The organism is Wolbachia endosymbiont (group B) of Pilophorus perplexus (assembly GCF_964028155.1).
Lineage (GTDB): Bacteria > Pseudomonadota > Alphaproteobacteria > Rickettsiales > Anaplasmataceae > Wolbachia.
On the sequence record NZ_OZ034754.1, the window covers coordinates 697730 to 719739 of the forward strand.

Genomic DNA, 22010 nt, shown 5'->3' on the forward strand with positions numbered 1-22010 from the left:
ATAAAAAAGGTAGAATTGAAGTTGCAAAAGCAATGCTGGCTGATAATGTTGATGTTTATCAAGTTTATTGATCTTTCTATTTGTGAGATTAAAGAATTCAGTAAACTGTTATTCCCAGTATATGGTAGGCTACTTGCACTATAGAGTGTCATGTACACATCTGTACTAACAAGCAGAGGTAAATCTAAGTCAGTTTAGATATAACATTTACTTTAAAAAACTTTATTTTACGCTGATATTCTAGCGCTTTTCTGTGGTATTTTGTTGGGGTATAATTTGCAAAACTATCTTCCTTATAGGTTAAAAAATTACACTGCTTTATATGTAACTCTATCCACTCTGCATAATCCTGATGATCAGTTGCAATAAATATTTCACCTGTGACAAGTATTTTTTTTGCTAATAAATTTAAAAATTCCGTATTAATTAACCGTCTTTTGTTGTGACTTCTTTTTGGCCATGGATCTGGAAAGAGAATAAAGAATTTTTCAACACTGTTGTCAGGAAAATTGGCAATTAATTCTCTTGCATCTTCTGTCCATATTAAAATATTTTTTATGCTGTGTGCTTCTATGCTTTTTAGCAAGGAAGAGACCCCCTTTAAATAAGGCTCACATCCTATAAATAATAGATCAGATTCATTGAATGCCTGATGGAGCATATTTTCACCATTACCGAAACCTATTTCTACTCGTATTCTTTTTTGTAAGTCTACGATCTTTTTTATAGATTCCTTGCTGTTTTTAATAGAATACTTCTCCAAAACATTCAACTTCAACCTAGATCTTCTGGAAAATGACCTAATCCAATTATTATTCCTAGATAACATATCTTACATAACTTAATCTTTTATAGCTTAAACAATTCTCGAAATGAATTAATGAGAATTTACTTGTCACTAATTATTAATATTATATAATATATGAGTTCTAATGAAGTTAAAATTAAAAGGTATGGAAAGTACAGTTGCTATCAAGAGGCTATCATCAAATAGGTTCATAGAAGAGATATTTCAAGATCAATTTGATAATCAAGACAATAACTTTTGTGAAGATTCTTTTGCTAACAAAATCAAAGAAGGAGATGTGGTAGAAGGTATAATCACAAGAAGAAATTCTAATGATATTGTGGTTGATGTTGGTTTAAAGTCAGACGGAAGAATTCTGATTAAGGAGCTCAGTTGTAATGATGATATCACTGTTGGCTCGAAAATTAGAGTTTATGTTGAAAGAATTGAAGATTACCATGGTAATGTTGTTCTTAGTCGTGAGAAAGCAATCAGAGACGAAAAATGGAATAAATTGGAAGAAAGCGCAATTACAAAAGATGAAGTAACAGGAATCATTAAACGCTCAATTAAATGCGGTTTTATTGTTGATCTTGGTGATGGAATAAGTGCGTTTTTACCTCTGAGTCATGTGGATTTGAAGCAAATAAAAGATGCTAATCACCTTATTGAAACTGAACAAAAATTCATCGTTCTTAAAATGGATAAGAAGCAGGGGAATATTGTAGTATCAAGAAAGCTGGTATTAGAGAAGTTGCATGCTGGTGAAAAAATTAAGTTTTTAGAATCTTTAAATGAAGGTGATGTAGTAGAAGGCAAAATAAAAAGCATCACTCACTACGGTGCATTTGTTGGCATTCATGAATCAGATACAGTGGGAGTTATAGATGGACTGCTACATATTACAGATATCTCTTGGAGTAATGTAAGTCATCCATCTGCAATTTTTTCTTGTGGTCAGCATATAAAAACTAAAATTATAAAAATAGATAGAGAAAATGGAAAAATCTCCCTGGGTGTAAAACAATTAGGAGACAATCCTTGGCAAGATCTAGAGTCAAAATGCCCAATTAACAGCGTACACAAAGGATGCGTAACGGGTATAAAAGATTGTGGATTCATTGTTGAGATTAAACCTGGGATTGCGGGTTTGGTACACTCATCAGAAATAACTTGGAGCAAGAGTAATTTACCAATTAGTAGTTTTGTAACAATAGGACAAGAAGTGGATGTAAAAATTCTCGGTATTGACATTATTAAAAATAAGATGAGTTTAAGCACAAAAAGGTGCGTAGAGAATCCTTGGCAAGTATTTATTGATAAATATCCTCTTGGTTCTATTGTTTCTGGTAAAGTTAAAAGCAACAATGGTTCACAAATATCTGTGACTTTTGATAATTCTGAGATATCTGAGGACGTAGAAGGAACAATTTATATGCAAAATCTAAGTTGGTCGAAAAACAATTCAGATGAGATAAAAAAGTATAATGTAGGTGATGAAATAGAAGCAAAAGTGATAAGGGCTAACGTAGATCGGACAAGAATTTATCTTGGAGTAAAACAAATAGAGTATGATCCTCTTGAAGAACTGATAGAGAAAGTTAAAGTAGGGGATAAAATTCAGGTTACTGTAAGTAAGAGAGAGGAAAATGGTCTAATCGTTGAAATTGAGAACAATGTAACCCTTTTAGTAGATCAAGAGCATTTACCAGAAAATAAAAAGTTTTCTATATCAGAAAAAATACAAGTTGAAGTAGTAGGTGTTGAAAAATATAATATAATATTATCTGCCAAATAACTTCTTGTGCTTCATATAAATGGCAACGAAATCTGATATAATAGCAAAAGTGGCAAAAAAAAACCTTTTGTTAGATAAGGTTATTATAGCAGCCATAGTTGATAGTTTTTTTCGAGTGTTTTCAAACACGTTAAAATATCATAATAGAGTTGAAATCAGGGGGTTTGGTTCTTTTTCAATTAGAAGCTATAACTTGAAAGAAGCAAGTAATTTGACGTCACAGAAGGTTGCAAAACATCAATACTTTAAAACTTATTTTCGTAGCAGTAAAAAGTTATCCCTCTTGATAAATGAATGAAAATCTATATTGTAAATTTGAAAGTTGTACAATATAGCATCATATGCAAGTAGTAGAAATAGTTATACATAATAACACATATAAAATATCTTGCGAAAGTAAAAAGAAGGACCATTTATTACAACTTGCTAATAGCTTCAACAAGCTAGTTAGCTCCATATCTCAAAGAACTGGAGGTAAGGGCTCAGATGCATTAAATTTCTTACTTGCAGCATTGACTCTCGAAGACAAAATTTTAGAATTAACAAAGCGATTAGACGAAATAAATCAAGAATGCAAAAAGTATAAGGAGGAAAAAAGAGTAGAATATGCTGAAGTATTAGATAGGGTAAACAAGATTATTGGGTGCATAAGTGATTAAAGGAAGCAATCAAATCGACTACCTCACTACTCAAATCAGGGGGGAGAAGTCTCTTACGAGTTATGTAACAATATAATTCGCAATCATCAAGATCAACTATTTTTTCGTATTCAATTAGTTCACTTAAGGAAAATTTATCAAGATATTTCAATGCAAAATGCCCTAAAAGTATATCAGTTTCTTTACAACCCCTATGCCAACTCCTATACATCAGTTTTCTTCTTAATAAGGAGATATCTATCATTGTCATTAAACTTTTTTTTAATTTAAAGACTAAACTAAATACTTGTCAAGCAAGGCGCATTTTAATATACTCAACGTTTGATTAAGATTTAAAACATAGGTGGAATTAATTTCTCATCAACTTAGCGCTGGAATATATTATTTTTTATCGTTTTCTTTAATAATTTCTATCATAGTATTCGTGCATGAATGTGGGCATTATATTGTCGCTAAAGCATGCAAGGTTAAAGTTGAATCTTTTTCTATAGGCTTTGGTCCTGAAATTTTTGGTTTTAACGACAAGTCTGGAACTAGATGGAAATTAAGTGCCTTTCCATTGGGTGGTTACGTTAAAATGTTAGGGGATACTAATGCAGCAAGCGTTCCTGTTGATCAACAAAAATTAACTGAAGAAGAAAAATTATACTCATTCCATACAAAACCTCGATATCAAAAAGCAGCAATAGTTTTTGCAGGGCCTTTTGCAAACATGATATTTACCGTTATAGCCTTCACAATATTTTTCAGCGTGGCAGGTTATTATCGTACTCCACCAGTAATTGGTAATGTAATTGAAGAAAGTGCAGCAAAGCAAGCTGGCCTATTACCAGGTGACACTATTACACAGATCAATGAGTACAAAATAAAATACTTTGAAGATATTTCACGCGTGATAATGTCCAACCCTGAAACAAGAATAGAAATTAAGTATAGCAGAAATAACGAAGAGTACAGAACTATTCTAACTCCGTTTACAGTTGAGGATAGAGATGTCTTTGGTAACATAATAGAAAGAAAAACTATAGGAATTACCTCAATTAATATGATAGGGTTAAAACAGTCATCTTTTCTTGGAGCTGCTAGCCTATCAGTGAATGAAACCTACCACACTATGTGTTTAACAATCAAAGCACTCTTTCAAATTGTTGTTGGTAAAAGGAGTATAAATGAAATAGGTGGGCCAATAAAAATTGCAAAATATTCAGGGCAATCAGCTAAAAAGGGACTTATTATGGTTCTATATTTTATGGCAATTATTTCAGCGAATTTAGCTGCAATTAACTTGCTGCCAATACCACTACTAGATGGTGGGCATTTATTTCATTATATTATAGAAGCAGTTATACGTAGAGATTTGAGTTTGAAATATCAAAAATATGCAGCCACTTTTGGTGCTACCATACTGTTTTTGTTGATGGCAGTTGCAATCACAAATGATATTAGGCATCTTTTTTAAGATACATATGAAAAAGTTATTTCACATACTAATAATAATATTTATTTCTTTTCCCACTCTACTTGTTGCTCTAGAAAATAAGGAAAAAGTACAGATAAAAAATATTAAGTATATTGGCAATGAGCGAGTAAGTGATCAAACAATAAGGTTTTATACAAAATTAGAACCAGGTAATCATATAAATGATGATGATGTAGATTCAGTTATAAAAGATTTATATAAAACAAAGTTATTTGCTAGTATTAACGCCTATATCGATGATGAAAAAAACTTAGTAGTAAAAATTCATGAGAATCCATTGATTAACAAAGTAATATTGAAAGGCAATAAGTTATTTAACAGTAAAGAGTTGCTAAATAACGTTATCCAGTCAAAATCACTAACTATTTTCACTGAAACAAAATTACAAAACGATTTAATAAATCTAGCTACTCTTTATAGGAACAGTGGTAAAATTGGTGTTAAAATTGCATATGAGCTAGATAAGCTTGGTAGCAATAGGATAAACCTAATTTTTAAGATAAAAGAAGGAAGAACTTCTAAAATTAAGGGTTTACGATTTATAGGTAATAAAAACTTTTCAGCAAATGAGTTAGAGCAAGTTATCAAAAGGCATAGCAATGATATATTTAGTAAGTTATTTAGAGCCATTTTTAAAAGCGGAACTCATTATTCACCTCAATATCTACTGATTAACACAGAACTGCTTGATCGCTTCTATTCATCTAAGGGATATATTCAAAATAATATCCAACCAATTGTTGAGGTTGATAATAATAACCAAATAGAGTTAACTTTTTTGATTGATGAAAAGCAGCAATACTTATTTGGAAATAATGAAGTTGATATTGAAACTGAGATTCAGGATTTAAGTTTAAGGGAAGAAATATTAGAATTTATCAAAGAGGAAAATAATCAAATATTTAATAGAGTTAAAATTAACAATACAGCAGAAAAAATAAGTAAACATTTAAGCGAAAAAGGATATATATTTGCAAAAGTTAATCCAGAATATACACAACATAACAATATTGTGGATGTAACTTACAAAGTGCTACCAGGTAAAAAGATTTATATAAACCAAATTACTATTGATGGCAATGACCGCACTTTAGATAAAGTAATTAGAAGAAAACTTAGCATGGCAGAAGGTGACGCATATAACACATCTGAGATCCAAAAATCACGTAGAAAATTGATATATAGTGATTTCTTTGAAACAGTAAAAATAAATAGTTATACAGTGGATGACAATGCAGTGAATCTTGATTTAAATGTTAAAGAAAAAAGAACTGCCTCGTTATCTTTAACAGGTGGTATGTCTCTTCCTGGTGGAGTATTTGTTAAAACCGATTTCACAGATCGTAATTTATTTGGTAGTGGTAAAGAAGTATCTTTTGCTCTTGAAAAAAGTCAATATGTTCTTTCTACTAGTATAGACGCTGTTGAAAATAATTTTAACGACTCTGATACTTCACTAGGCATGGGTGTTTTTTATGAAAAACAAGACAAACCAAACACTACTTTCGATACCTGCAACTGGGGAGGAATAGCAAAAGTATCATATAAAATCTCAGAAAATCTAACCAATTCCTTTCAATATTCTTATAAGTATAATCACATACACATGGACAATAAGGGTGGAAAAGATGAGGATATCTCTGAGATAATAAGAGATCAAGAAGGTGAGTATCAGGTTTCATCAGTGGGATACACGTTAGCGTACAATAAACTGGATAACCTCTATACTCCTAAAGAGGGATATTTATTGCGTTTAAGTCAGGATATTTCAGGATTATGGGGAAATGTAAATTTCCTAAAATCTGAATTCTTATCTTTTTATACACATCCTATATTAAGCAAAATTGATGATGATATAACACTGCGCTTTAAAGTAGCAGCAGGTCATATTTTTTCTTATACCGATGAAGATCTAAACATTGGCCAGCACTTCTTTAAAGGTGGCAATGAGATTAGAGGATTTGACCTTTCCGGCATTGGACCAAGAGCAGAAGACAAAAATCAAAGCTCATTGGGAGGCAAAACTTATTTTAATTTAACACAGCAAGTAGATTTTCCACTATCTAAATTATACGACTATGCTGGTATCAAAGGCTCACTATTTGTTGACTATGCAACACTTTTTGGTTTAGATGAAAAGAAGGGATATAGTGGGAAATATTACGATAGTAAGCTTATAAGAGTATCACCAGGTTTTGGCTTTTCAATGCCTTCTCCTTTTGGTAGAATTAGATTAGATTTTGGGTTTCCTTTAGTAAAGGAAGCTTATGACATAATACCATCGACAAACGTTAAAATTTCTATTGAAGCGGGGATTTAAATGAAATATATACAGTTATTTACATCAGTTATTGCCTTAATTATTTCCTTATTTGTGGGGTATAAGTTTGTAGGGTATCAACCTCAGAGCACGCTTAATACAAAGGCTGCCATTATTGATAGTGATAAGGTTATCAATGAATCTCTGGCTCTGCAAAATATACAACAACAAATAAAGGAGCAGAATTCTAGATTACAGAAGGAATTTGAAAATGAGTTAGAAAAATTTAAGCCATCGAAAGAAGAATTTGACCTTTTGTCAGAAGAAGCAAAAAAAGAAAAGACAGAACAATTTAGTAAGCATACTGTAAGTGTTAGGGATAATTACGCTAAGAAAATGTCACATTTAGAAGAAAATTATAGAGAAGCAGTAGAAAGTGTCTTTAACAAGATAAAAGAAGTTGCTAAAAAAACAGCAGAAAAAAACAACATAGATTTGGTACTATTTATTTCAAAAAAGAATCAAGTTTTATACTCTATGGATGAAGTAGATTTATCGGATGTAGTATTAAAAAATGTAAACAAGGAAATACCCGAATTTGCTTTGCAAAACATTGAATAGACTTATGCAATGTAATATCAGTGATATTATAAAAATACTACCACATTCTTATCCTTTTCTCTTAGTAGATAGGGTTATAGAATGCGAACCTGGTGAAAGTATAAAAGCAATCAAAAATGTGACTTTCAACGAGCAATTTTTTATTGGTCATTTTCCTGGCCATCCGATAATGCCAGGAGTTTTGATAATTGAGTCTTTAGCTCAGGCATCTGCTATATGTGTCCTCGGTAAAGAAACAATAGAAAATAAAGTTGTTTACTTGAGATCCATTGAAAATGCAAAATTCACAAAGCCAGTTACTCCAGGAGACGTATTGATTCTTCAAGCTAATATTCAAAGTGTGCGTTTAGGTCTACACAAATTTGAGTGTGTTGCATATGTTAAGGAAGAAAAAGTTGCAGAAGCAATAATCTCAGCAGCATTAAAAAATAAATAAAATCTTCATTTGTAAGAAACAGTATGTACACTGTATAGTATAAAGATGCAACTGAATTTCAAAATCTCATTTTCAAACTTATACACTCGTAGTGAATTAATAAAGTTAGATAAGGCGTTTTTGGATTACATAAAATCGTGCGATGAAAGCTTGTTTTATTCATTAGTTGAAGCAAGAGAAAAAGCAGCTTCTTCTTCGATGTCATCCCAGTGTTCATCCCAGTGCTTGACACTGGGATCCAGAAAACAAGAAGGATGGATTCCAGCTTGGATGAAAGATGGTTGTAATAGCCAGTTAATAATGGATCTCTCACATTTACTTGATGAATTTATTGCAAAATTTTTCAATATTGAAAAAGAAGTAGAAGAGTTAAAGGAAAAACACAATGACTTTGCTGTAATATACAGATGCAAAAGATTATTTGTTCAGCGTTATGCATTGAAGAAATACACTGATGTAGCAAATATTGATTATGTCACTAACAAATTAAATAGTTTCATTACTTTACCGACAACAGAAAAAAACTTTTCTGAGCAGGTAATGAGTTGGCTTGAAAATAAAGAGGATCACAAAGAAGAAATAGAACTTGCGGCTCAATATGCAGTTTGGAGAGTAAAAAATAAACAGAGTATACTATTTAGCATACATAAGAAAATTGATTACGAAAATCTCGTATCATTCTTGAAAAAAGAAGTAGACGAGGTTGAGGTTCTGTATTCAAATGAGGTGAAAAGAAGATATGGTTTTGATCTAACAAGCAAAAAGGTGAGTTTGAATAAAGCACTAGATAATGCTCACTACTGCATATTTTGTCATAAGCAAAGTAAGGACAGCTGCTCAAAGGGGCTAATCAATGATGACAACACTTTCAAAAAGTCTCCACTTAGAGTTGAGCTGCACGGCTGCCCACTAGAGCAGAAAATATCAGAAATGAATCTGGTAAAAAGCGAAGGATATAGCATAGCAAGTCTTGCAATTGTGATGATAGATAACCCATTATGTGCAGCTACTGGGAATAGAATATGCAATGATTGCATAAACTCATGCATATATCAGAAACAAGAGCCTGTAAATGTGCCAGTGGTTGAAACAAGGATTTTGGACGACGTACTCAATTTGCCGTACGGATTTGAAATATATTCTCTGCTTAGCCGTTGGAATCCTTTAAATTTTCAGCGTCCATTGCCAAAAGAAAATACTGGAAAAAACGTTCTAGTTGTAGGACTTGGTCCTGCGGGTTTTAATTTAGCTCATCATTTATTAAACGATGGGCATAACGTTATCGCCATTGATGGACTAAAGATTGAACCTTTGATCGATAATTTTCAGCTAATTAAAGATTTCAAACACGAAAAATTGAGTGAACGCATAGCAGATGGGTTTGGTGGGGTGGCAGAATATGGCATTACTTCCCGATGGGATAAAAATTACTTAAAGATTATTAGATTACTACTGGAAAGGCGTGAGAATTTCGCACTTTATGGAGGCATTCGTTTTGATGGCACGATTAATGTTGATGATGCCTTCAACTTGGGTTTTGATCACATCGCACTAGCACTTGGCTCTGGCAAGCCACGAATGATCAAAATAAAGAATATGCTGGCTCGCGGAGTGCGCATGGCATCTGATTTTCTGATGTCATTACAACTTACCGGTGCTCTTAAGTTCGACTCCATAGCAAATCTGCAAGTTCGCATGCCGATAGTTGTCATAGGTGCAGGACTCACTGCAATTGATACTGCCACTGAAGCTTTAGCATATTATCCAATTCAAGTAGAAAAATTTCTTCTTCGTTATGAGATATTAGTTGATAAGTATGGAAAGAAATATGTTGAAAAAGATTGGACGGAAGAAGAATATGAAATTGCAAATGAGCTTATATCGCACGCAAAATTGATCCAAGCAGAGCAAGAGTTAGCAAAAAAAGAGAATAGAGAAGCAAAAATATTGGAACTAACTAAGAGCTTCGGGGGAGTGAAAATTATATACAGAAAAGAGCTAAAAGATTCACCGAGCTATCGATTAAATAGCGAAGAGGTGCAAAATGCATTGTCAGAAGGAATCTACTTCATTGAAAACTTAGAGCCTATTGAAATTGTTACAGACAAATATAATCATGCTGAGTTGATAAAACTGATTGATACAAAATCCCACGAAATTAAATGTATCAAAGCACGCTCTATTCTCATAGCAGCAGGCACTGAACCAAACACGGCTATTGCAACAGAAGATAAAAAGCATTTTCAACTAAGTAATGGATATTTTATTCATTTAAACTCATTAGGAAAAGAAATAGATCCTGTATTTTCTCCTAAGATGCAGGATAAAGACAGGATATTGGTATATAAGCAAGACAATAAAACAATTAGCTTTTTTGGTGATCTTCACCCTTCGTATAGCGGCAGCGTCGTGAAAGCTATGGCAAGTGCTAAGAACGGCTACCCTATCATTTCTCAGCTTTTGAATAGAGTTAGCTTCATTTCTCCCACTCCAGCTAGAATCTCGGAGTCATATGCACACTTGTATGAATGTTGTAATGTAAGAGTAACTTTCACCAAAAAAGATGTCATTCCAGTGCCCAGACACTGGGATCCAGAAAACTTAATTTTGAATGAGTACATCAGATGGTTGTATAGTCAGAACTGGATTCCAGTGTCAGCTACTTGCATAACACCACCTACTATGCGAATTACCTACAAATTGCAGCATTTGTACACTAAAGCGTCACGCGCTGGAATAATATCAGAACACCTGGCTAACGAAAAATTTTTTAATAGAATCAAAGAGCAATTCACCGCAAAGATTATAAAAATTCAATATTTAACTGACAAAGTTGTGGAAATAGTGATCAAAGCACCACTTGCGGCAAAAAATTTTAAACCCGGACAATTCTTTAGGTTGCAAAATTTTGCAATCAATAGCAGAAAAGTCAATAATACAACCCTTGCTATGGAAGGTATAGCTGTAACCGGCACTGAAGTAGACAAAAAAAAAGGAATTATTTCCACTATTGTGCTTGAAACTGGCGGTTCCACTAATTTATGTAAATGTTTTAAAGAAGGTGAACAAGTAATTCTTATGGGTCCAACTGGCAGCCCTACTGAGGTTTACTAAGTCTGGATATTAAAGTGATGCCAAATTTTATTTCAAAAAGTAAATAATTTACTAACGCTCGTGCACAAATTAAAAATAAATTATGCACGAGTGTAGCACTGTGAATTAGGAGTGCTATATTAAAGCTTACCTCACTATTAAAGCTATCGGTCAGATTAGATTAAAAACCTAATCTGACCGGTTTCTCTATAACCTTCTAAACCCTGATATAATTATATGGTAATTAGCTTAACTAGTGGTTAATATGCAAATTGATTTTATTTGTATGTTGAGGTAGCATAAACCATACTGTTTTACATCATTGTGCAACTTTATAAATTTTTATTGCTATTTCTGTTGACTACATTAATAGTGATAGTCCTAATATTACCTGAAAATTTAGGTACTACACTGAATTGCTCTCATCCAGTTCTAAATTTTGATTTATCTTTTCGTATCGTACTAATATCTTTTTTATCAGTTGCATTTTTAGCTGTTCTACCAACACAAAATTTGACTTTTTCAGAGATGCTATCTTTTTTTGCTTATACTACCTGCTCACTCTGTGCAATTTTATCCAAGCAGATAATGTTGGTTATAATATTCTTTGAATTAATGACCATCAGTGCATTTTTTATTATCGCAGCTAGCTGTAGAGATAGTGGATCTGCAATAAGGTACGCTTGTGTACACTTTTTGGTTGGAGTTATATTGACAGCAGGATTGGCACTTCAAAGCACTAACCTGATAATTTTGGGTTTATTGATAAACTGCGCTTGTTTTCCTTTTTCGTTTTGGGTTGTTGATGCATATCCTGCTGCATCACTACATGGCACTACATATCTCTCTTTATTTACCACTAAAGTCTCTTTTTTAGTGATGCTTTTACACACTTACACCCTATGGCAAGATTGTACTGAAATATTAGCACTTGTAGGCGCCATCACTGTAATTTACAGCATTATATTTGCTTCTCTTGAGCAAAATATTCGTAGATTTCTATGCTATAATGTTGTAGGACAAATGGGCTTGCTGATTATTGCAGGAGGTTTACTCAGCCCTTCGGAAAAGGCAATACCAATTTTGATGCTACACATAATTTTCTCTCTTGTTTATCAATCATTATTGTTTGTGGTTAGCAATGCGATTATTTCGCGGACAAAAACAATTAGTTTTAATGGAGTGGGTAAATTGATGTCAGTCGAAGGCATGTGTGCTATAATTGCGATATTCACAGTGGCTGCATTTCCTGGAACCGTTGGATTTATTAGCAAATCATACATTACAGCCGAGATTGAAGCAAGTGGTGCTAATTTAGAAGTGTATAAAAATTTATACAAGATTCTAAATTTACTGCTTTATTTAAGCGTGGGGCTCAAGTTTTTCTATTACATATTTATCGCTAAAAGCAAGTCCAAACCTTCAGAAGGGAAAGAAGGTAGAATAACAATGATTATTTTAGCATTCATATGTATAATTGCTGGCAACCCTTACTTGCCTATTTACAATAACCCTTCGATTTTCGATTTTGTGTACAACACAAAAAATATTTTGTCGCAATTTAATTTGTTATTATGTACCACTTTATTGTTTATTCCTTTACGCAAGTTATTTTACCCAAGAATAAATTTTAAAATGGATATTGATTGGATTTTTAGAGCTTTCGTACCCTATATTGTCTTGCTGTTCAATCAATTGGTCTTTAAAGTGAGAGAAATGTCTGCCAACGTACTGCAAAACTTGACTAATTCACTTACTAATTTATACTTTAATAATATTACTAAACTTAAAGAAGTGCTAAGTTATAACTCAGTGAGTTTTGTTTCAGCTTCTTCTCTCTTTTTAATGAGTATTCTACTAATGCTATTATGTTTAAATCGTTAACTGAAAGTTTAAATTCTGTATTTAGTAAACTGAGAGGAAAGTCGATCATTTCTGAAGATGATTTTAATCTTGCCATGCGTGAAATACGTATAGCTTTAATTGAAGCTGACGTTTCACTTGAAGTTGCAAAAAAATTCATCAACGACATTAAAGATAAAGTGATTGGGGAAAAAGTCATAAAAAGTGTTTCTCCAGCACAAATGATAATTAAAATTGTGCAGGATAATTTAGTTGCAGTTCTCGGATCAGAGAAAAGTGACTTAAATCTAGCAGTTAAACCCCCTGCTGTGATTATGATGGTGGGCTTACAAGGTGCAGGTAAAACAACTACCTCAGGAAAGCTTGCTTTCAAGCTAAAAAAGCAAAAGAAAAAAGTGATGCTTGCCTCTTTAGACATTTATAGGCCGGCTGCCCAGAAACAACTTGAGGTGCTAGGTAAACAGATAGACGTACAAACTTTATCTATAGTAATAAATGAGGAGCCTATTGCAATTACAAAAAGGGCACTGGCAGCAGCAAAGAACGATAATTATGATGTATTAATACTAGACACCGCAGGCAGGCTTCATATTGACAATAATATGATGAATGAGTTGAAAGCCGTAAAGGAAATAGCTTCACCTGCAGAAGTTATTTTAGTAGCCGACGCAATGATAGGCCAGGATGCGGTCAACATTGCCAAATCATTCAATGAGGTAATAGGTGTAACCGGCATTATTCTCACCCGTGTTGATGGTGATGCACGTGGTGGTGCTGCTCTTTCTATGAAAATGATCACCGATTGTCCAATTAAATTTATTGCTTGTGGTGAAAAATTAAGTGACCTCGATGATTTTTATCCCGATAGAATTGCAAAAAGGATACTTAGCATGGGTGATGTTGTATCATTGGTTGAAAAAGCTGCTGAGATTGTTGGTCAGGAAGAAATTGATAAGTTACAAAAGAAAGTAAAAAAGGGTAAATTCGATCTAAACGACCTAGTGGGAATGTTAAAAACTCTGAGTAAAATGGATGGCATTAGCAACATAATGAAATTCATCCCTAGTTCATTCACAAAAAAGCTAAGTAGCAGTGTGCCAGACGACAATAAAGTGAAAAAATATATAGCCATCATAAACTCAATGACCGAAAAAGAAAGGCAAAATCCAGATATTTTAAATGGCAAAAGAAGACTTAGAATTTCTAAGGGGTCCGGAACAAGTGTAACTGACGTTAATCTTCTAATTAAGCAGTATAATCAAATGAGCTCTATGGTGAATAAATTCAGTAAAGTTGATCATAATAAACTCAAAGAATCTGATTTAATGGATATGCTGAGCAGAAAATAAATCAGCAGGTAGTAGAATGAAATAAAATCATCAGTTGTAATTGCTGTTGAGTAGTGAAGTAACAAATTCAATAAATTTCCGCAGTTGGAATTGGCATAATAATAAAAATTGATATAAGTTACTTTAGCTATATTTAATGCGTTGTTTTATAGCTAACACACCATACCACCGTGGCACTACACTAGTAACAGAACGACAATTGTCAGTAGCTCAAGTTATGCTAGATGTGGCATTCACAATATCGTTTGTAAACCTATAGCTATATATAATGAATGAATTTTTTTATATATTCGTTATTAGTATTTTGTATTTCTTGGACAGTTCCGTGGTAGATAATATTCCCTTCGTATAATACTGCTATTTTATCAGCTATTTTAAATGCACTATGAATATCATGTGTAATCGTGATAATTGTAGGGTTAAAGTCTTTAGATAATTTTATTATTATCTCGTTTACCATATCTGACATAATTGGGTCCAATCCTGAAGTTGGCTCATCCAATACAATAATTTCTGGATTGTGCGCAATCGCCCTTGCAAGTGCTACTCTTTTTTTCATTCCGCCTGATAGCTCGATTGGAAACATATCTGCTATGCTTTCCTCCAGTCCAACATCATTTAACTTCTCGATTGCTAGCTGTTTTGCCTCCTTTTCGCTGATATTAAAGCGCTTTTTATAATTAAAAGATATATTTTCCCACACTGTAACGTAGTCAAATAAAGCAGAATTTTGAAATAAGACTCCAAATTTATTTTTGCTTTCACTATTTATTTTAATAGACCCTGAGTCTGGTTTTAGCAATCCAATGATTATTTTTGTTAATACAGATTTACCACTTCCTGAGCCGCCAAGTATGACTAATGATTCCCCCTTCGATATATTAAAACTTATGTTGTTTAATATCGTTCTATCATCAAAAGACAAGCTTAGGTTCAATATTGATATTATGGGGCTATACATGTATCAAAGTAATCAAGTAGTTTGCTAAAATGATCAATATGGACGAAAAAACAACAGTTGATGTTGTAGCAACACCTACTCCTCGTGCACCTTCCCTACAATGGTAACCGTAATAACAACTTGAAACAGAAATTATGGCTCCAAAAGCAGTCGCTTTCATTAGCCCAACAATAAAATCGTACATATTAAAGAATTGAGCTGTATATTTTATGTATATATTTAAATTGTGGTTAAATTCAAAGACTGCGGTGACATACCCTCCAAATATTCCTATTAGATCTGCACATACTGTAAGTATTGGAAATACTATAACTGACGCTAGAATTCTTGGTACAATTAAATATTTGAAAGGATTGATGTCCAAAGTTGTAAGTGCATCTATTTGTTCAGTGATGCGCATCGTGCCAATTTCTGCTGCAATTGAGGACCCAACCTTTCCTACCATTATTAAGCTGATCAAAACTGGCCCTAACTCTTTAATGATAGTGATCGTAACAAGTTTAGGTACTACTTGTTCTTGATTAATCAATATACCACTTAAGCTACTCTGTAAAACTATCACTGCTCCTATAAAAACTCCAGTGAGCCCAACAATTGGCAAAGAGAAAAAGCCTATCTCTATAATTTGTCTTGCCACATTGCTAAAATAATATGGAGGAATAAAGCAGTGGTATAGAGATTGAATAAAAAATACAAATGCGTTACCAATCCTCAACAGAAAGTTCATAAAGCATCTACCGATTATTCTAACGCTGTCTATATTAAAGGAACTCACTTTACATTTATCTTAGCTAAAATTAGTTTTACTGATTTTATTAAAATTTTTATTAACTTCGCCAGAGTATAGTCAAGATATGTCTTAAGTTCAATATACTTTGATCAAAATGCTTGAGTTTAAGTTTATAAGACTGAATTGTATAAGAAAACCTTATTTATTTTGCTATTTACTCCTTGTAAAAAACATGCTACTAATAAATTGTGTTATATAATTGAATTGGAGTAAGTTTTGGCAGTTCCGAAGAGAAAAAAGTCAAAGTCAAGGCGTAATATGCATCGTTCTCATCATGCTATTAAGCCTAAGAATATTGTAGTATGTGCAACAACTGGAGAATTCATGTTGCCTCACAACATAGCAGTTGACAATAGTTACAAAGGAAAACGTGTTTTCATTAAACAAAAGGCGGAGTAACTCATGATATGTTACCCACGGTCAACAACAACATAGTTATCGCACTTGATGCTATGGGAGGGGATTTTGCACCTCTTTCCGTAATTCAAGGTGCTAGTTTTTTCTTGGATAATCTTGTTGACCCAGGTGTTGAAGTTTTTTTTCATATTTATGGAGATCAGAAAGAAATATCTCCTTTGCTTCCAAAATACAAAAAAGTAAGCGATAACTCCGAATTTACCCATTGCTCTGATAATGTTCTTCCAAATGATAAACCCTCTTTTGCACTTAGACATCGCAAAGATTCAAGTATGAAGGCAGCTGTTGAAGCAGTGAAAAAAGGTAAAGCTTTTGGGATGGTGTCTTCAGGCAACACTGGAGCATTGATGGCTATCTCCAGATTTATTTTAGGAACATTACCCAATATCTATCGTCCTGCTATTGCATCTGTCTGTCCAACTAAGACAAAAAGCTTTGCATTGCTTGATCTTGGTGCAAATGTTGACTGTAATACTGACTCATTATTTCAATTTGCATTAATGGGGAGTATATTTGCAAAAATAGCATTAAAAGTTGAAAATCCTGAAGTCGCTTTGCTAAACATTGGTACAGAGGAAGTGAAAGGTACTGACTCAGTAAGAGGAGCTTTTGAGTTACTCAAAAATGCTCCAAGTATTAACTTCAAAGGATATATAGAGGCAAGTGAATTTTTAGATGGTAATATAGACGTAATTGTTGCTGATGGTTTTGTTGGTAATGTAATGCTCAAGACAGCTGAGGCAACTGCTGGTACTTTTATCAGTCTAATAAAACAGGAAGTATTTAATTCATGGATGACAAAAATGCTTGTCGGCATATTGTTAAAACCCAAGCTAAATAAAGCATTAGAGCGTTTTAATCCTAAAATTAGAAGTGGAGCTATGTTTTTAGGGCTAAATGGTATCATTATAAAGAGCCACGGAAATTCTGATGCTATTTCTTTTGCTCACGCTATAAAATTTGCAGTAAATGCAATCAGTGAAAATTTGAACCAGAAGATAATTAACGGGGTAAGTCATATTGAATAAAAGTTTCATATTGAGCACTGGTTCTTACCTACCAAAAAAAATTTTGAGTAATAACGAAATTGCATCGATAGTTGAAACAAACGATGAATGGATACGGCAAAGAACAGGAATAGTTCAAAGACATATAGCAGATGAAGGAGAACTAACGTCAGATTTAGCTGTTAATGCAGCAAAAAATGCTATAGAAAAAGCGAAAATTTCAATAGATGAAATTGGTTTGATCATAGTTGCAACAACAACACCTGACAAAACTTTGCCTAGCTGTGCAACGATTGTACAAAGTAAGTTAAAATGTAAAAATGCATTTTCTTTTGATGTACAAGCAGCATGCTCTGGTTTTATATATGCAGTTACAGTTGCTGATTCGCTCATAAAATCTCACAATAGAATAAAATATGCGCTCGTTATTGGTGCTGAAATAATGTCTAGGATTGTTGACTGGGAAGATAGGTCAACTTGTGTACTCTTTGGTGATAGTGCTGGTGCAGTGATAATAAAATCAGAAATGGGTAGCAGCGGCATCATATCAACAAACTTACACTCTGATGGCAATGTGGACATACTATGTACGAACGGAGGGGTATCCTCTACTCGTGATTCTGGAAAGATACTTATGAATGGAAGAGAAGTGTTTAAACATGCAGTGGATAAGTTAACAGCCTCAGTAGAGGAAACTCTGAAATGCAATAATTTGAAAATCATTGATATTGACTGGTTAATTCCCCATCAAGCAAACATTCGTATTATTGAAGCAGTAGTAAAGAAATTAGATTTTCCTATAGAGAAAGTGATTAATACCGTTGATAAGCATGCAAACACCTCAGCAGCATCAATTCCACTGGCCTTAGACTATGCAATACAAGAATCAAAAATAAAATCAGGAAATCTGGTACTGCTGATTTCAATAGGTGCAGGCCTGACCTGGGGTTCTGTGTTACTGCGCTATTAGACTTCCTATTACCCACGCTTCTTTTTTCTCAGTTTTATCGTTACATGCTGTACTGACAAAGTTTTGAGATATTATCACAAACATTATATTCACAAGAAATACTTGACTTCACGTGTACTAAGAAGCATTTTATATATGATGTGTGCCCGTAGCTCAGTTGGATAGAGCAACAGCCTTCTAAGCTGTGGGTCGTAGGTTCGAATCCTACCGGGCACATTCTTCTATCAATGCTTTCTATAAATTTTCAAGTATTCTGGTACCACATTTTCAATTGCTAGTGGTCTAATTTTCATTGTTCCGAGATCATCTGACTTTTCGATTGAACTACTCATCATAACTTTCACCTGATCTCGAGTAAGTATAGGGCTTGCATCTCCGGTTATAGGTTTTAACAGTACAGAAACAACTTTACTTTCTAAGAAAAAGGCTATCAATCTTGCCATTGGAAAAGGTACATTGATCAGTAGACACTTTCTGTTAGTCACATTCAGAATAAACTTTAATAAGCTTTTAAAAGAGTAAACTTTTGGTCCACCTATATTATAAATTTTTTTATCTTGCTTATTAAAGCTGATAATACGGTATACCACTTCAGCTAAGTTTGTTACACATATCGGCTGAAACTTCGTTATTCCACTACCGATTAACGGCAAAAAAGGAAGAATTGTTGCTAATCTTGCAAATTTATTGAAGAAACTATCTTCTTTACCGAATACAAGACTTGGCTTAATTATTATTGCTCCCTGAAATGCTGAAGTTACAGCTTTTTCACCTTCTAATTTACTGTGGGCGTATCTTGACAGCTTACTATTTTCTATTCCCATGGCAGAAAAATGTATCATCATGTATACACTTTTTATTTGCGCAGCTTTTGCTATTCTTTCAGCTACTCTAACATGAACGTCATAGAAATCGTATTTTCTTTTTTCATATAATATTCCTACTAAATTTATAACAACATCACACCCCTCCATACTTTCTAAAATTGATCTTTCATTAAAAAAATCTCCTTCAATTATTGATATTTGTCCTAAATTTCCACATAACTTCAGACAAGCAGCTTTTTCCTGATCACGAGTAAATATTCTTATTAAATACCCCGCCGCTGCCAAGCGTCTTACGATGTGTTTTCCTATAAATCCCGTTCCACCAAAAATAATTATACGTTTTATCACAGTTAAAACTTCCAATAACTTAACTTTAAATTAATACAATAGTTTTATTTAATATTCTATTGTGAATTCCTGCACTATAAGGTCCATTCTCATTCCATGAGAACCTTTAACTAAAATTACATCATTACCTTGAACAATATTAGCTAAATTACTTTTCAATTGGTTAGAATCATCGAAATGCATGCCTTTTATATTCTCCGGTAAAAGTTTATTCAATTCTAACATAAATTTACCAACTGTATGAACTTTATTCACATTTTGTTCTACTATAGAGTCAAGCAATTCTGTATGAAATACTATGCTTTCATTACCAAGTCCTAACATATCGCCAAGTAGTGCCACTTTTCTTAAATTAGAATATGTACCTAAAGTTCTTATTGCAGCCTTCATTGAAGTAGGGTTAGCATTATAGGAGTCGTTAATCAAATGTACTAATTTTCCATTGTATTTAGCTTGATGAACATTACCTCTACCTTCTGTTACAGTAAAATTCTCAAGTGCTAGTGGTAATTTAGATAAATCAAGTTCGAGACTTTGCAAAACTGCTGTAACAACTAATGCAGAGTATGCAAAATGTTCGCCTTTTACAGGTAAATTACAGTTCATAATTTGACCACTGTTCAGTTTGATTTTTAAATTTAGACCGTTATCGTCTCTTATTAGTTCTAACAAACAAACAGTAGCACTTTCATTCTTACCAAAGCTTACTACATTTCTGTTAGCATTTGATAAGAGATAATCATAATGTTCATTATCCTTATTCAAAACCAAAGTACCATTATTTTTCATACCATGTAGAATTTCTAATTTCGCTTGCGCAATATCAAGTAGAGATGAAAAGTTTTCAACATGCGCAGGTTCAATGTTGGTAATAACTGCAATATCCGGATTGCTAATCTTCGATAACTCTTTTATTTCACCAGCTCTACTCATTCCTATTTCAAGGATTAAATACTGGCAGTCTTCTGGCGCTTTTAGAATCGTAAAAGGCAATCCTATATTATTATTCAAGTTACCTTCATTTACATGAGATACTCCATAATGCAACAAAACAGTGTTAAGCATATCTTTTGTAGTGGTTTTCCCAACACTACCTGTAATTGTGATAACTTTAGCATTAACAAGAATATTTCTAATGTAATATGATGCCATATTATGCAAAGCTTTTAGAGTATCTTGCACAATAATTAGAGGAAAATTTCTATATTTATCTTCGCTTACTACCGCAGCAACAGCTCCTTTTAAAAATGCTTCATGTAGAAAATCATGCCCATCAAATTTCTTTCCCTTGAGAGCAATAAATAAATCACCTTTTTTTATGCTTCTTGTATCCGTTGAAATATTTGAGCTATACACCGAATTACAAACACCCTCCCCTCTTCCGCCAGTAGCATCTATAATATTATTTGCGTTCCATTTTAACATAATTTATCTTTAAAGGTAATTTGAACAAGAAAAGCAGCAAAAATACTACATACTTTGGTAATGTACAAATAATGATTGCTATTTCTATAATTTCATCTTATAATAGATATACAAGCTTAAATATTTTCGTCTATAATTGAGTGTGTTTTACTATCTGATTGTAGAAAGTGACTTGGAGGTATGTATGGCAAAAGATGAGTCAAATAAAAAGTCTATTTTGGCTAAGATAAAAGGCGTGTTTTTTCTTGTGCCTAAAGCACTTATTTATCCTATAAAGAAACCGTTTGCTTCAATTGATGAAATGAAGCATGATGCTAAAGTTTCATTAAAAAACGCTGTGAGTGATTTACCTAAAGAAGAAGAGAAATATGACCCACCTATAAAAACCACAGAAGCTAGTAAGTACCTCGGCATACAAATAACAAAACAAGAAAAAGGTAAGGTAAGTTTTTTAGCGTCAAGAACTTTAACGGGGGATATACCTTACTTGAGTCCAGAGAAATTAGATGAAATAAGGGAAGATCTGCCCAATATAACTATTTTTAGAGAAGAAAACAAAATTGTAATTGAAGTTGATGTTGAAAAAATTATCCAAGAAATAAAAGATAAAAATCTAGGTATGGATGAAAAAGTAATGAAAAAGTACGCTCTTGAAGGAATTTATAATAAGATTGATTGTGATCTTAAAAATTTGGCAAAAATTACTGGTGGAGAGTTTAAAGTTCACACAGATCGGAAATTGCTGTATGGTATTGCAGAAAAGTTGTATAGTGGATATGATAGTAAAAAGCAGAAGTCACAGGAAGTTGTAAGGCCTATGGATAAAGAAAAGTCATCAGAGAAAATTTTAAATAATTGGCAAAAAGCTATTAAACAAGATTTTGAAAGTTGCGAAAGCATAAGAGGTAGGGGGAAATAA

At 33.0% G+C, this 22010-nt stretch carries 20 protein-coding genes and 1 tRNA gene; 15 read left to right on the forward strand and 6 right to left on the reverse strand.

Going from position 1 to position 22010, the window contains the following annotated elements; all coding sequences use genetic code 11:
* Nucleotides 1-184: 184 nt before the first annotated feature.
* Nucleotides 185-829, reverse strand: coding sequence for a tRNA (guanosine(46)-N7)-methyltransferase TrmB (gene trmB / locus ABWU28_RS03610; RefSeq protein ID WP_007302420.1), 645 nt, complete (start codon nt 827-829; stop codon nt 185-187).
* Nucleotides 830-932: 103 nt separating this feature from the next.
* On the opposite strand from trmB, the gene ABWU28_RS03615 reads away from it, so the two are divergent.
* From ABWU28_RS03615 to ABWU28_RS03625, 3 genes are read left to right on the forward strand one after another with little or no spacing between them, the layout of a single operon-like run.
* Nucleotides 933-2585 carry a 30S ribosomal protein S1 gene (locus tag ABWU28_RS03615; protein WP_353275673.1) on the forward strand — a complete coding sequence of 551 codons (1653 nt, stop codon included), beginning with the start codon at nt 933-935 and terminating at the stop codon, nt 2583-2585.
* Nucleotides 2586-2604: 19 nt separating this feature from the next.
* On the forward strand, nt 2605-2883 hold the full coding sequence (locus ABWU28_RS03620) for an HU family DNA-binding protein (protein WP_007302418.1): 279 nt from the start codon (nt 2605-2607) through the stop codon (nt 2881-2883).
* 43 nt (nt 2884-2926) lie between these two features.
* A complete protein-coding gene (locus tag ABWU28_RS03625) occupies nt 2927-3244 on the forward strand; it encodes a cell division protein ZapA (RefSeq protein ID WP_007302417.1) in 318 nt (105 codons plus the stop codon).
* On the opposite strand, the gene ABWU28_RS03630 is transcribed toward ABWU28_RS03625, so the two are convergent.
* Nucleotides 3222-3488: a succinate dehydrogenase assembly factor 2 gene (locus tag ABWU28_RS03630; RefSeq protein WP_019236875.1), complete on the reverse strand. Its 267-nt coding sequence runs from the start codon at nt 3486-3488 to the stop codon at nt 3222-3224. The genes ABWU28_RS03625 and ABWU28_RS03630 overlap by 23 nt on opposite strands.
* A 99-nt stretch (nt 3489-3587) precedes the next feature.
* Between ABWU28_RS03630 and rseP the strand changes: the two genes are divergently transcribed.
* The 7 genes from rseP (at nt 3588) to ffh (ending at nt 14346) form a co-directional block, all read left to right on the forward strand.
* Complete coding sequence (rseP, locus tag ABWU28_RS03635) at nt 3588-4703, forward strand: RIP metalloprotease RseP (protein ID WP_007302416.1); 1116 nt, start codon at nt 3588-3590, stop codon at nt 4701-4703.
* A gap of 7 nt (nt 4704-4710) precedes the next feature.
* Nucleotides 4711-7044, forward strand: a complete 2334-nt coding sequence (gene bamA / locus ABWU28_RS03640) for an outer membrane protein assembly factor BamA (RefSeq protein WP_264376687.1) — start codon at nt 4711-4713, stop codon at nt 7042-7044.
* Nucleotides 7045-7605, forward strand: coding sequence for an OmpH family outer membrane protein (locus ABWU28_RS03645; RefSeq protein WP_052264996.1), 561 nt, complete (start codon nt 7045-7047; stop codon nt 7603-7605).
* 4 nt (nt 7606-7609) lie between these two features.
* Nucleotides 7610-8041: a 3-hydroxyacyl-ACP dehydratase FabZ gene (gene fabZ / locus ABWU28_RS03650; RefSeq protein WP_052265001.1), complete on the forward strand. Its 432-nt coding sequence runs from the start codon at nt 7610-7612 to the stop codon at nt 8039-8041.
* Between the two features lie 45 nt (nt 8042-8086).
* A complete protein-coding gene (locus tag ABWU28_RS03655; protein WP_353275676.1) occupies nt 8087-11155 on the forward strand; it encodes a WPE palindromic element domain-containing protein in 3069 nt (1022 codons plus the stop codon).
* Between the two features lie 303 nt (nt 11156-11458).
* A complete protein-coding gene (locus tag ABWU28_RS03660; protein ID WP_052264998.1) occupies nt 11459-13018 on the forward strand; it encodes a proton-conducting transporter membrane subunit in 1560 nt (519 codons plus the stop codon).
* The gene (ffh, locus tag ABWU28_RS03665; protein ID WP_052264999.1) at nt 13003-14346 is read left to right on the forward strand and encodes a signal recognition particle protein; all 1344 of its coding nucleotides are present in this window, start codon (nt 13003-13005) and stop codon (nt 14344-14346) included. The genes ABWU28_RS03660 and ffh overlap by 16 nt, the downstream gene beginning before the upstream one ends.
* Nucleotides 14347-14605: 259 nt before the next feature.
* Here the strand turns inward: ffh and ABWU28_RS03670 are convergent, their stop codons facing one another.
* Together ABWU28_RS03670 and ABWU28_RS03675 are read right to left on the reverse strand one after the other, a co-directional pair.
* The gene (locus ABWU28_RS03670; protein ID WP_010405332.1) at nt 14606-15307 is read right to left on the reverse strand and encodes an ABC transporter ATP-binding protein; all 702 of its coding nucleotides are present in this window, start codon (nt 15305-15307) and stop codon (nt 14606-14608) included.
* A complete protein-coding gene (locus ABWU28_RS03675) occupies nt 15300-16082 on the reverse strand; it encodes an MlaE family ABC transporter permease (protein WP_264376688.1) in 783 nt (260 codons plus the stop codon). Before ABWU28_RS03675 ends, ABWU28_RS03670 begins: the two co-directional genes overlap by 8 nt.
* A gap of 231 nt (nt 16083-16313) precedes the next feature.
* Between ABWU28_RS03675 and rpmF the strand changes: the two genes are divergently transcribed.
* From rpmF to ABWU28_RS03695, 4 genes are all read left to right on the forward strand, one after another.
* Nucleotides 16314-16496, forward strand: coding sequence for a 50S ribosomal protein L32 (gene rpmF, locus ABWU28_RS03680; RefSeq protein ID WP_006014434.1), 183 nt, complete (start codon nt 16314-16316; stop codon nt 16494-16496).
* Nucleotides 16497-16504: 8 nt separating this feature from the next.
* Complete coding sequence (plsX, locus tag ABWU28_RS03685; RefSeq protein WP_353275680.1) at nt 16505-17542, forward strand: phosphate acyltransferase PlsX; 1038 nt, start codon at nt 16505-16507, stop codon at nt 17540-17542.
* Nucleotides 17535-18491: a beta-ketoacyl-ACP synthase III gene (locus tag ABWU28_RS03690; RefSeq protein WP_264684864.1), complete on the forward strand. Its 957-nt coding sequence runs from the start codon at nt 17535-17537 to the stop codon at nt 18489-18491. The genes plsX and ABWU28_RS03690 overlap by 8 nt, the downstream gene beginning before the upstream one ends.
* A 142-nt stretch (nt 18492-18633) precedes the next feature.
* Nucleotides 18634-18707, forward strand: a tRNA-Arg gene (locus ABWU28_RS03695).
* An 8-nt stretch (nt 18708-18715) separates the two neighbouring features.
* On the opposite strand, the gene ABWU28_RS03700 is transcribed toward ABWU28_RS03695, so the two are convergent.
* The gene (locus tag ABWU28_RS03700) at nt 18716-19666 is read right to left on the reverse strand and encodes a complex I NDUFA9 subunit family protein (protein ID WP_213863883.1); all 951 of its coding nucleotides are present in this window, start codon (nt 19664-19666) and stop codon (nt 18716-18718) included.
* Between the two features lie 48 nt (nt 19667-19714).
* Nucleotides 19715-21091 carry a UDP-N-acetylmuramoyl-tripeptide--D-alanyl-D-alanine ligase gene (locus ABWU28_RS03705; RefSeq protein WP_019078639.1) on the reverse strand — a complete coding sequence of 459 codons (1377 nt, stop codon included), beginning with the start codon at nt 21089-21091 and terminating at the stop codon, nt 19715-19717.
* A 184-nt stretch (nt 21092-21275) separates the two neighbouring features.
* Between ABWU28_RS03705 and ABWU28_RS03710 the strand changes: the two genes are divergently transcribed.
* Nucleotides 21276-22010: a hypothetical protein gene (locus ABWU28_RS03710; RefSeq protein ID WP_254229885.1), complete on the forward strand. Its 735-nt coding sequence runs from the start codon at nt 21276-21278 to the stop codon at nt 22008-22010.

What these genes read in the sequence shown, in the direction of transcription:
- trmB (WP_007302420.1), bottom strand. Translation starts at nt 829, where the DNA reads ATGTTATCTAGGAATAATAATTGGATTAGGTCATTTTCCAGAAGATCT.
- ABWU28_RS03615 (WP_353275673.1), top strand. Translation starts at nt 933, where the DNA reads ATGAAGTTAAAATTAAAAGGTATGGAAAGTACAGTTGCTATCAAGAGG.
- ABWU28_RS03620 (WP_007302418.1), top strand. Translation starts at nt 2,605, where the DNA reads ATGGCAACGAAATCTGATATAATAGCAAAAGTGGCAAAAAAAAACCTT.
- ABWU28_RS03625 (WP_007302417.1), top strand. Translation starts at nt 2,927, where the DNA reads ATGCAAGTAGTAGAAATAGTTATACATAATAACACATATAAAATATCT.
- ABWU28_RS03630 (WP_019236875.1), bottom strand. Translation starts at nt 3,488, where the DNA reads ATGATAGATATCTCCTTATTAAGAAGAAAACTGATGTATAGGAGTTGG.
- bamA (WP_264376687.1), top strand. Translation starts at nt 4,711, where the DNA reads ATGAAAAAGTTATTTCACATACTAATAATAATATTTATTTCTTTTCCC.
- ABWU28_RS03645 (WP_052264996.1), top strand. Translation starts at nt 7,045, where the DNA reads ATGAAATATATACAGTTATTTACATCAGTTATTGCCTTAATTATTTCC.
- fabZ (WP_052265001.1), top strand. Translation starts at nt 7,610, where the DNA reads ATGCAATGTAATATCAGTGATATTATAAAAATACTACCACATTCTTAT.
- ABWU28_RS03655 (WP_353275676.1), top strand. Translation starts at nt 8,087, where the DNA reads ATGCAACTGAATTTCAAAATCTCATTTTCAAACTTATACACTCGTAGT.
- ffh (WP_052264999.1), top strand. Translation starts at nt 13,003, where the DNA reads ATGTTTAAATCGTTAACTGAAAGTTTAAATTCTGTATTTAGTAAACTG.
- ABWU28_RS03670 (WP_010405332.1), bottom strand. Translation starts at nt 15,307, where the DNA reads ATGTATAGCCCCATAATATCAATATTGAACCTAAGCTTGTCTTTTGAT.
- plsX (WP_353275680.1), top strand. Translation starts at nt 16,505, where the DNA reads ATGTTACCCACGGTCAACAACAACATAGTTATCGCACTTGATGCTATG.
- ABWU28_RS03705 (WP_019078639.1), bottom strand. Translation starts at nt 21,091, where the DNA reads ATGTTAAAATGGAACGCAAATAATATTATAGATGCTACTGGCGGAAGA.
- ABWU28_RS03710 (WP_254229885.1), top strand. Translation starts at nt 21,276, where the DNA reads ATGGCAAAAGATGAGTCAAATAAAAAGTCTATTTTGGCTAAGATAAAA.